This is a genomic window from Hyphomicrobium sp. (genome assembly GCF_020852195.1).
In the GTDB taxonomy this organism is placed as follows: domain Bacteria; phylum Pseudomonadota; class Alphaproteobacteria; order Rhizobiales; family Hyphomicrobiaceae; genus Hyphomicrobium_C.
The window spans coordinates 1-2655 of the sequence record NZ_JADZBI010000013.1; the positions used below are offsets into that span (position 1 = coordinate 1).

Genomic DNA, 2655 nt, shown 5'->3' on the forward strand with positions numbered 1-2655 from the left:
ACGTACTCGAGGGACGCGTTGCCGGAATAGCTGACGATCGGGAACACGCTGCGGAACGCGGCGCGCAGGCCGATCTCGTCACGCTTCTCCTCGGCCGTGTCGGCCTGCAGGAACCTGCGGTACGAATCCAGCTGGATGGCGAGCAGGTACGGCACCTCGAGGATGCTCGAACGCTTGCCGAAGTCCTTGCGGATGCGCTTCTTCTCGGTGAAGGAATAGGCCATTGCGATCACCCTCTCGAGGCGTCCGGCGACGGCGCCCGAGCGCGACGGAAACTACGGGACGAAAAAACGACGAACAGGGGCCGCCGGGCAGTGGAGGACTTCCACCGCCCGGGACCCCGCGCGACGGGCGTTTGCCCGCGCATCGCGGCTACTTGATCTCCGCGGCAGCGCCGGCCTCCTCGAGCTTCTTCTTGATCGAGTCGGCGTCGGCCTTCGGCACGCTGTCCTTGACCACCGAGGGCACGCCCTCGACGAGGTCCTTGGCTTCCTTGAGGCCGAGGCCGGTGATCTCGCGGATGACCTTGATCACGCCGACCTTGTTGGCGCCGAAGCTCGTCATGGTGACGGTGAACTCCGTCTTCTCCTCGACGACCGGGGCGGGCGCGGCGCCCGCGCCACCACACGCGGCGGCGATGGCCACCGGGGCCGCCGCCGTCACGCCGAGCTTGTCTTCCATCAGCTTGAGGAGGTCGACGATCTCCATGACGGTCATGTTGGAGATTGCGTCGAGGATCTCTTCTTTGCTAGCAGCCATTTGATCAGCTCCTGAAAATACTGTTGCAGATACCCGTGAATCGAATGCGCGCACCGCTCAGGCGGCCGCGCCCTGCTTCTGGTCCTTGACCGCGGCGATCGTGCGCACGAGCTTCGTGTGAGGCTCGGCCAGCGTGCGGACGAACTTGCCGATCGGGGCCTTGAGCACCCCCAGAAGCTGCGCCAGAGCCTGGTCCCGGGTGGGCAGGCTCGCGACGCGCTCCAGGTCTGTGCCCGGCAGCACCTGGCCGCCCAGGGACACCAGCGTCGGGACGAGCTTGTCGTTGTCCCTCGCGAATGCCTTGATCAGCCGCGCCGCCGCACCCGGGTCGTCCTGCGAGAAGGCGAGGATCAGCGGGCCCTTGAGCTTCGCACCGACGCACTCGAACTGAGTGCCGGCAACCGCCCGGCGGGCCAGCGTGTTCTTCACCACACGCACGTAGACACGGTTGGCGCGGGCCCGGGCACGCAGCTCGGTGAGCTTTGCGACCGGCAGCCCCCGGTACTCCGCGGCCACGACGGACTGCGCGGACTGCGCCACCGTCGCGACCTCGGCGACCAGCGCCTTCTTGTCGTCGAATCTAAGCGCCATGAGTCCTCCTGGCCTGAAGATCGAACATCCGAACATCCTTCCCTGGGCGTTCGCCCTTCTTTAGAAGGCGGACCTTCGGCAGTGAGACACTGACTCGGGTACCACCATCTGCGCAGGCCCTGCGGAATTAAGGGAGCGACTCCGGGGAGCTCTCCCGCCTGCGGTCTTCGATGATGACCGGCCCTCGCTCCGCGCCGCTCGCGCGGCATGGGGCCCGGGCCGGCCCTGCATCAAAACGAAAAAACGTCCAATGCCGCGCGCGGGCGCTCAATGCGCCGCCGCCGTGAGCGTCGACTGGTCCACCGGCACGCCGGGGCCCATCGTCGACGACAGCGACACGCGCCGGAGGTACACGCCCTTCGACGCCGCCGGCTTGATCTTCTGCAGGTCGTGCAGCAGCGCGTGCAGGTTGTCCTTGAGCTTCTCCGGGGCGAAGCTCGCCTTGCCGATCGTGCAGTGGATCACGCCCGCCTTGTCGGTGCGGAAGCGCACCTGGCCGGCCTTGGCGTTGCGCACGGCGGCCGCGACGTCCGGGGTCACCGTGCCGACCTTCGGGTTCGGCATCAGGCCGCGCGGACCGAGGATCTGGCCGAGCTGGCCGACGACGCGCATCGCGTCGGGGCTGGCGATGACCACGTCGAAGTTCAGCTCGCCCGCCTTCACCTGTGCGGCGAGGTCGTCCATGCCGACGATGTCCGCGCCCGCTTCACGCGCGGCGTCGACGTTCTTGCCCTGCGTGAACACGGCCACGCGGACCGTCTTGCCGGTGCCGTGCGGCAGCACGGTCGAGCCGCGGACCTGCTGGTCCGACTTCGAGGCGTCCACGCCCAGGTTCACGGCGACGTCGACGGCTTCGTCGAACTTCGAGACGGCGAACTGCTTGACGAGACCGATGGCCTCGTCGATCGGATAGGTCTTGCCGGGGACGATCTTCTCGGCCCAGGGCTTCATGCGCTTGGTGACGGCAACCATGGCTCAAACCCCCTCCACGTCGACGCCCATGCTGCGGGCGCTGCCGGCGATCGTCCGCACGGCCGCATCGAGGTCGGCGGCGGTGAGGTCCGGCGTCTTGGTCTTCGCGATCTCCTCGAGCTGGCTGCGCGAGATCCGGCCCACCTTGGCGGTGTTCGGCGCGCCGCTGCCCTTCTCGATGCCGATCGCCGTGCGGATCAGCACGGACGCCGGTGGCGTCTTCATCACGAACGTGAAGCTGCGGTCGCTGTAGACCGTGATCACGACCGGGATCGGCAGGCCCTTCTCGACCTGCTGGGTCTGCGCATTGAACTGCTTGCAGAACTCCATGAT

At 67.5% G+C, this 2655-nt stretch carries 5 protein-coding genes; all 5 read right to left on the reverse strand.

Going from position 1 to position 2655, the window contains the following annotated elements:
• Positions 1-224: hypothetical protein (locus tag IT540_RS01185; RefSeq protein ID WP_291172119.1), on the reverse strand; the 224-nt coding region annotated here is incomplete at its 3' end.
• A gap of 148 nt (positions 225-372) precedes the next feature.
• Positions 373-759 (reverse strand): 50S ribosomal protein L7/L12, encoded by a 387-nt coding sequence (gene rplL, locus IT540_RS01190; protein ID WP_291172122.1) that lies wholly within the window; start codon positions 757-759, stop codon positions 373-375.
• 57 nt (positions 760-816) lie between these two features.
• Entirely contained in the window at positions 817-1350 is a 534-nt protein-coding gene (gene rplJ / locus IT540_RS01195; protein WP_291172125.1) for a 50S ribosomal protein L10, read from the reverse strand.
• Between the two features lie 267 nt (positions 1351-1617).
• On the reverse strand, positions 1618-2322 hold the full coding sequence (gene rplA, locus IT540_RS01200) for a 50S ribosomal protein L1 (RefSeq protein ID WP_291172128.1): 705 nt from the start codon (positions 2320-2322) through the stop codon (positions 1618-1620).
• Positions 2323-2325: 3 nt separating this feature from the next.
• A partial coding sequence (gene rplK, locus IT540_RS01205) for a 50S ribosomal protein L11 (protein ID WP_291172131.1) occupies positions 2326-2655 on the reverse strand: 330 nt, incomplete at its 5' end.